The organism is Xanthomonas sp. SHU 166 (assembly GCF_000364685.1).
GTDB classification, from domain to species: domain Bacteria; phylum Pseudomonadota; class Gammaproteobacteria; order Xanthomonadales; family Xanthomonadaceae; genus Xanthomonas_A; species Xanthomonas_A sontii.
In genome coordinates, this window is sequence record NZ_AQOJ01000032.1 from 1 (window position 1) to 7,135 (window position 7,135).

At 67.3% G+C, this 7,135-nt stretch carries 6 protein-coding genes and 1 pseudogene; 3 read left to right on the top strand and 4 right to left on the bottom strand.

The window, feature by feature from the left end:
• Together D180_RS01620 and D180_RS22675 are read left to right on the top strand one after the other, a co-directional pair.
• Window positions 1-419, top strand: a 419-nt coding sequence (locus D180_RS01620) for an integrase core domain-containing protein (RefSeq protein WP_017911400.1), incomplete at its 5' end; no start/stop codon positions are given.
• A 35-nt stretch (window positions 420-454) separates the two neighbouring features.
• Window positions 455-697, top strand: a pseudogene (locus tag D180_RS22675) (transposase); the annotation flags it as partial.
• A 100-nt stretch (window positions 698-797) separates the two neighbouring features.
• Here D180_RS22675 and D180_RS01625 read toward each other — a convergent pair.
• Window positions 798-1,583, bottom strand: a complete 786-nt coding sequence (locus tag D180_RS01625) for a DUF1868 domain-containing protein (protein WP_017911402.1) — start codon at window positions 1,581-1,583, stop codon at window positions 798-800.
• Between the two features lie 10 nt (window positions 1,584-1,593).
• Entirely contained in the window at window positions 1,594-4,188 is a 2,595-nt protein-coding gene (locus D180_RS01630) for a TonB-dependent receptor (protein WP_198526494.1), read from the bottom strand.
• A gap of 169 nt (window positions 4,189-4,357) precedes the next feature.
• On the opposite strand from D180_RS01630, the gene D180_RS01635 reads away from it, so the two are divergent.
• Window positions 4,358-5,515 (top strand): ROK family protein, encoded by a 1,158-nt coding sequence (locus D180_RS01635; protein WP_017911404.1) that lies wholly within the window; start codon window positions 4,358-4,360, stop codon window positions 5,513-5,515.
• 110 nt (window positions 5,516-5,625) lie between these two features.
• Here the strand turns inward: D180_RS01635 and D180_RS01640 are convergent, their stop codons facing one another.
• A complete protein-coding gene (locus D180_RS01640; protein ID WP_017908277.1) occupies window positions 5,626-6,393 on the bottom strand; it encodes an endonuclease/exonuclease/phosphatase family protein in 768 nt (255 codons plus the stop codon).
• A gap of 25 nt (window positions 6,394-6,418) precedes the next feature.
• Window positions 6,419-7,135 (bottom strand): thiol:disulfide interchange protein DsbA/DsbL (locus D180_RS01645; RefSeq protein WP_017911405.1); only part of this gene is annotated, 717 nt, incomplete at its 5' end.

Sequence of the window (7,135 nt, forward strand, 5' to 3'; positions counted from 1 at the left end):
CGCACGAGGCGGTGGCGATCGAGGTGGAGCGGGCCATCTCCGGCCACGGCGTGGCGCGGGTGCTGGATCGGCTGGCGCTGACACGGGGTCTGCCGCAGGTGATCCGCACCGACAACGACAAGGAGTTCTGCGGCAAGACGATGGTGACGTGGGCTCACGAGCGCGGTGTGCAGCTGCGCTTGATCCAGCCAGGCAAGCCGAACCAGAACGCCTACATCGAGAGCCTCAACGGCCGCCTGCGCGACGAGTGCCTCAACGAACACTGGTTCCCGACGCTGCTGCACGCCCGCGCCGAGATCCAGACCTGGCGACGGGAATATAACGAGGAGCGACCGAAGAAGATCTTGGGCGGCCTGACCCCGGCCGCCTATGCCCAACAGCTAGCGGCCAAAGCCGCTACGATGAAACCCGGACTCTAAAGAGCCACGCTACTGAAAGCGGGGGGACGTCGGCCCTGCAGTACATCCAGCCGGGAAAGCCAAATCAGAATGCCTTCATTGAGCGCTTCAATCGCACGTTCCGCGAGGAAGTGCTCGACCTGAATCTCTTCGCCTGCCTCGACGATGTGCGCGAAGCCGCCCACTGGTGGATGATCGACTACAACGAAGCAAGATCCCATGATTCGCTCGGCGGAATGACCCCGGTCGAGTACCGCAACAAGTGCGCCGAAAGCTCTACTTTTGAAGTGCCTGCTTGACGGGGGAGCTTACGTGAAGTTCTAGCGGTGTGACGGACGTTGCGGCGCGTATCCCGCGCCGCGCGTTTCGCATGCCGATGTCGTCCGTCGCCTGGGCGGCTCACACCTCTTGCAGCGTCCGAAACGCGTACATGTCCTGAAGGGTGCAGAAGTGGAAGCGCGGCACGGTGATCGGTCCGGCCGCGGCGAGCCGCGCCAGCCAGTCGTGTACCGCCTTCCGATAGGCGGCATGTTCGACCTCATCGAGCGTGTCGCACAGATAGGCCAACGAGATGTGGAACCGGTAGTCGACGTAGTCCGGGCGCTGCAGGCGAATGAGTGCCATCAGGCCGCGGCGGGCGGCGTCCAGCCGCAGCGCGGTCGCTGCGTCCGCGGGCCGCAACGGGATCAGCAGATTGTCGTTGCGGCCGGTCTTCGCTGCCGCAGGATCGATCAGGAACCGGCACGCGCCCAGTGGCGCGACGTCGCGCTGCTGCAGCCGTGCCAGGAACGTCGCATGGATGTCGCTCAGCGGTACGTCGCGCGCCATGTCGCTGGGCCATGGCCCACCAGCGCGGTCGATCTCGTTGACTCCACCCAGCAATGTCACGTGATAGCTGCTCGGTGGCAGCAAGGCGAACTTGTCGGCGAAGCGGTGCTCGGAGAATTCGCGATAGATGTCCAGCACGCGGTCGAAGCTCTGGTAGCCATCGCCCTGCTGTTGCAGATGGCCCAGGAACGTATTGCCGGGGAACGGCAGCGGGCGCCGTGAGCGGAGGAACTTGCGTCCCACATCCGGCGGCTGTGGCGAGATGGTCTGCGCCGGCAGTGCCGAAGCCACGACCGTCGCGCCGGCCGCGGCCAGCAACTGGCGACGGCTGATGCTGGTATCGAAAAACGATGACATGCGGTTTGCCTCAGAGTTTGACATTGAGGCCGACCATCACGGTCGGCGCCATCTTCCAGGCCGATTGCACGTATTCCTGCTGGCGGCCGATGCGGTACTCGTAGCCCTGTCCGGTCAGGTTCAACACGTCCAGGCTCAGCGCGACGGAGGGCGATACCTGCCAGCCCAGCTTCAGGTCGACGCGGTCCAACGCCTGCTGGTAGCGGTTGCGATAGAACTCCAACTGGTTGGTGTAGTTGGGGTAACGGTCGTCCCACAACACACCGGTATGGTTCCAGGCCAGCGAGGCGCTCAGCGGACCCCGCGCATAGTTGAGCGCCAGATTCCACAGATGCTTGGGCTGCTGCGGCAGCACCGACAGCGTCGTACGGCTGCCGTCGCCCAGCACCACCGGGTAGTCCACGTCCAGCAGCGTGACATTGGTGTTCACCGACAGGCCGTTCAGCGCGGGCAGCCAGGGCCCGAGTTCCTTGATCGCGCTCAGTTCGAGGCCGCGCAGCCGCACTGGCCGGTCCACGTTGCGGGGCTGCGTGACCAGCACCTGCTGGCCGTCGAGGGACTGCAGCTGGCCGTAGCGGAAGATTTCATCGTGGATGGTCTTGTGGAACAGCGCGATCGACAGCAGGCTGCCGCCATCGTCGAAGGTCCAGTCGTGGCCGAGATCCAGATTCAGTGCGCGACGCGGTTGCAGGTCCGGGTTGCCCTGGTTGAGCGTGGGCGGCGTGCTGCTGAGTGTCAGCACGCCGCCGTTCAGCGCCATCTGGTCCAGGCGCGGGCGCCCGATCGAGCGCGAGACGCCGAAGCGCAGGGTGCCGTTTGCGCTGGTCTGCCACTGGCCGGCGAGCGACGGCAACCAGTTGCGATAGCGGCGCACGGCACTGACCGGGCTCCATGTCGATCCGCTCAGTTGCAGTCCGTCGCTGCCGAAACGGGTCTGTTCCAAGCGCACGCCGCCGGCCAGGCGCCAGCGCTCGCCCCGCCATTGCGCCTGGACGAAGCCGGCGCGCACCTGTTCGTCCACGGCGTAGCTGCCGCTGTTCTGCGCGGCGGTGTCCATCACGCCACGTGCCTGGTTGGCGACGGCATCCCAGCGTGCGTCGGCAAGGGCCGGATCGATGGTCAGCATCGGCGTATTGCAGCCCAGCCCGCAGGTCGAATCGCCCAGCACGTCCGCCAGGGTGTAGGGCAGCCCGCTCCAGGTGGTGCGCTGGAAGGACGTGCGCATGTGCGTACGCACCTGTCGCAGGCCCCATGCCACGCCCAATCCACGACTGTCCTCGTCCATGTTGCGGCGCAATTCCAATTGCAGATCGCTGACCCGCTCGGCGTAGCGGGTGCGTTCCTGCTGGTGATAGAGGTTGGCGTAGCGCGTCGGGTCGTCGGCCAGCGCCGGGTTGAGTGCAGTGAACGCAGGCAGGCTGTCGCTCCAGTCGAACGCGTAGCCTAAGCGGTTTTGTTGGAAACGGTCCCAGGTCTGCGGGTTATCCACCGTGGCGCGCGAGGTGCTGGCGCGCAGTGCGCCGCGCCACTGCGCCGGCAGTTCGGCCAGCAGTTCGCCGTTGAGCCCGGTCAGTCCGCGTTTCCAGCGCAATTGGCCCAGTTCGACAAGCTGATTGAGATTGTCCAGGGTTCCGCTGTCGGCGCCGGTGCGAACCAGGCGCGCGCTGTTCTGCACCTGCGCGACCTCGGCGTCGCGGTCGGAGGTCTCGCGCTGACGGAAGCGATAGCCGGCGAGATGGCCGCTGAGCGGGCCATCCGGTTGCCAATCCAGGCGCATGGTCAGTCCGCGGCGCTCGCGGGTGTTGTCGTAGTTGTACCAACGCCGCTCGCTGGGCACCGCGTTGCCGACGCCGCCATAGGCCAAGGCGGAGCGCGTACCGTCGGCGTTGTACCAGTTCAGGCCGCTTCCGTTTTCCTCCTGCGGTACCGAGATCACGCGGCGCCAGACGCTGGCCGCGCCCAGGAACGCGAATTCGTCGTTGCCACCGAAGCGCTTGCTCCACTTCAGTTCGCTTTCGCCGGCCGGCGTGCGCCCGCCGTAGCGCTGTCCCATGAGGTTGACGCCCCCCTTGGCCGCGGCGGTGAGCAATCCATCGGGCCGCTCGAAGCCGCTTTCGGTGACCAGATCGGTGACGCCGCCGATCGCGCCGCCGTCGTTTTCCGGCAACAGCGATTTCACCACGTCGATGCGATCAACGAAATTGGCCGGCAGCACGTCCATCAGCGCCTGGCGGCTGCCGATATCGTTGCTGGCGAACGCGAAGCCGTCGATCAACATGCTGTTGTAGTTGCCGTTGAGGCCGCGCACGGTCACATAGCGCGGTTCGCCCTGGTACTCCACCGTGCTCACGCCGGCGACCCGGCGCAGCGCGTCGCCGACGTTGAAGTCCGGCAACTGCCCGATGCTGTCGGCGGCGATCGAATCCACGATGGTGGAAGCCCCCTGCTTGGTGGCGATGGCGCGCGTGTTCTGCGATTGGAACGAGGTGCGGACCTGCACTGCATCCATGGTCTTCGCATCCTCGTCGGCCTGCAGCGCATCGGCATACGCCGGCGATGCCAACGGCAGGACGCCGGCCAGCGCCAGGCGAAGTGCCAGCGACAGAACGGACGGAGAGGAGGCGTCGGGCGAGCGGAAGACGCAAAGGGGATGAGGCGGCAGCAGACGCATGGCACGATCCAGTCTTGGGCGGCCCCAGAGTGGTGGCCGAAGATGCATTAAATTAAGTTGGTTAATTAAAAGAAATATGACAACGCCCCCGCTGTCGCTTCGCGTGTCCGGCTTCTTCGCCAACGCCGCTGTCCGTCCGCAGTACCGCCGCCGCAGCGACGGCAACGTCGCTGGGACCAGCGAGCGCATGCTGCTGGACTTGGTCCGCCGCGCGGGACAGGTCGAGCGTGCCGATCTGCCCCGCGCCATTGGACTCAGCGTGCCGGGGACAAAGGGCATCCTCGATCCGTTGGTCGCGCATGGCCTGCTGCAACTGGGGCCATCGCCGCGTCGCGGGCGCGGCCAGCCGAGTCGCCTGGTGCGTTTGGTGCCGGATTACGCGTACAGCGTCGGCGTCTCGTTGACGGTCGATGGCATCGCGGTGCTGTTGATCGACTTCGCCGGGCAGATCCGTGGGATGCGTCAGTTCACTGCATTCCCGCTCACGTTGGCTGACGTGCGTCGGCAGTTGCCGGCGATGGTGGAGGAACTGCTACAGGCTGCTGCTGTGGACCGACAACAGCTGTTCGGCGTCGGTCTGAGCATGACCGGACCGCGCATCGGCGAGGGCGCGCGCGTCAACCCGCCGCTGTCGCTGGCATCGGACTGGGTAGAGGTCGAACTGGACCGATTCGTCGCCGATTGCCTGCAGTTGCCGGTCTGGATGGACAACGACGCCCATTGCGCGGCTCTGGCGGAGGCGGTGTATGGGATCGGCCGTCGAACGCGGGACCTGGTCTATCTGTACATCGGCGACGGATTCGCCGCGGGCGTGATCGCCGACGGCGGCGTGTGCCGCGGCGCGCACGGCAATGCTGGCGAACTGGGCCGTATTTCGGCCATCACCGGCATGGCACGGCCGACGCTGGAGAGCCTGCGCGAGGCGCTGGTCGCCGACGGTCACGCGCTGCCGGACCTGCATGCGATGCTGCAGCAGTACGACCCGGCGTGGCCGCAGATCGACGCTTGGCTGGATGCCGTGCAATCGACGGTGACGCTGGCGGTGGCCGCGACCATTGCGCTGATCGATCCGCCGGTGATCGTGTTCGGTGCGCGCCTGCCTGCCGATCTTGCGCGAAGGCTGATCGCCCGCATTGCGTTCGAGTCGGCCCCGCGGCGTGGCATCGCCTCGCCATATCCCACACTGCTGGTCGGCGAAGTCCAAGCGCATGCCACGGTACTGGGCGCGGCGATGCTGCCGTTCAAGGAGACGCTGTTCTAGGGCGTGTCATCCATCCCCGCGCAACCGCGACCCTTCGGGTTGGGCTTGGCAGGCGCGCTGCCGCTGCTGACGGTTTCGCGCCGCCGAGCGGACTGTGGCGCGATGGCGCCTCAGCGCAACACGTGCTGCGGCACGTCGATCTCGGTGGCCACCGCCAGGTGGTCGGAGAAGGCGGCGGGCACTGCGCGCTGTTCGTTGCAGCGCAGGCCGTCGCTGACCAGGATGTGGTCGATGGCGCGCTGCGGGCGCCAGCTCGGGAAGGTCGGCACCACGCAGCCCGGCGGTTGCAGCCGGGTGCGTTTGTAGAGCAACTGCATTTCCGGGCGGTCGGCGACGCAGTTGAAGTCGCCCATCAGCACCACGTTGGGATGATCGGACAGCAACTCGGCGATGAAGGCCAACTGCGCCGCGCGCGAGTTGGCGCCCAGCGACAGATGCGCCACCGCCACCGCCAGGCCTTCGGCGCCGTTGCCGAACTTGGCCAGCAGCACGCCGCGCCCGCCGAGCCGGCCGGGCAGGGCGTGGTCCTGCACTTCCACCGGCTCCAGCCGGCTGAGCAGACCGTTGGCGCTGGAGGCCACGCCGCCCACGCGCCGGTTCGGCTGGTGGCTCCAGTAGTTGAAGCCGGCGCGCTCGGCCAGGTAGTGGGTCTGGTTGGTGAAACCCGAGCGCAGGCTGCCGGGGTCGGCCTCCTGCAGGCCGACGATGTCGTGGTCGCTGGCCAACTGCGCGATCGCGTCCAGGCTGCTGCGCTTGCGCCCGGCTGGCAGCGCGTGCGACCAGCTGCGGGTCACGTAGTCGCTGTAGCGGCGCGTGCTGGAACCGGCTTGGATGTTGGCGGTCAGCACGCGCAGGGTGCGGGTGGCGGGAGCGGTCACGGCGGTGCGGCCCGGGACGGACGGCTTACTTGGCCATCGCCGCGCGCTCGCGCGCGATCAGGTGATCGGCCACGCGCAGCATGTCGTCGTAGCTCTTGCCCTTGACCAGGTACTTGCCGTTGATGATCAGCGACGGCGTGCCGGTGATGCCGCTGCGGGTGGCGAACTGCTTGGCGCGGTTGGTCTTGGTGGCCACCGCGAAGCTGCCCATGGTGTCGGCGAACTGCTTCGGGTCCACGCCGTACTTGGCGTAGAAGTTGGCGATGTCCTGCACCGAGTCGCGGCCACGCTCGCCCTTCAGGGTCTCGTCGACGTGAATCGCCTTGTACAGCGCCTCGTGGGTCTTCTCCTGCACGCCCAGCGCCTCGGCGGCGTAGAACGCGCGGGCGTAGTCGTCCCAGGTGCCGCCGAACATCGCCGGCACATAGACGAAGCGCACGTCCGACGGCAGGCCGGCCTTCCACGGGCCGATCAGCGGCTGGAAGCGCGCGCAGGCCGGGCAGACGTAGCCGAAGATCTCGGCCACCTCGATCTTGCCGTTGGTCGGCTGGAACGGCTGGCCGCCAGCGATGTCGACGTAGTCGGTGCCGGCAACCGGCTCTGGGCCGTTCGGGGTCTTGGCGGCGACCGGCTTGGCCGCGGCGTTGTCGCCTTCCGTGGCGGCAGGCTGTGCAGCGGCATCGGCGGTGGTGGCCGCGGGCGCGGCCGGCGTCTCGGCGGGCGCAGCGGCGGCATCGTTGCC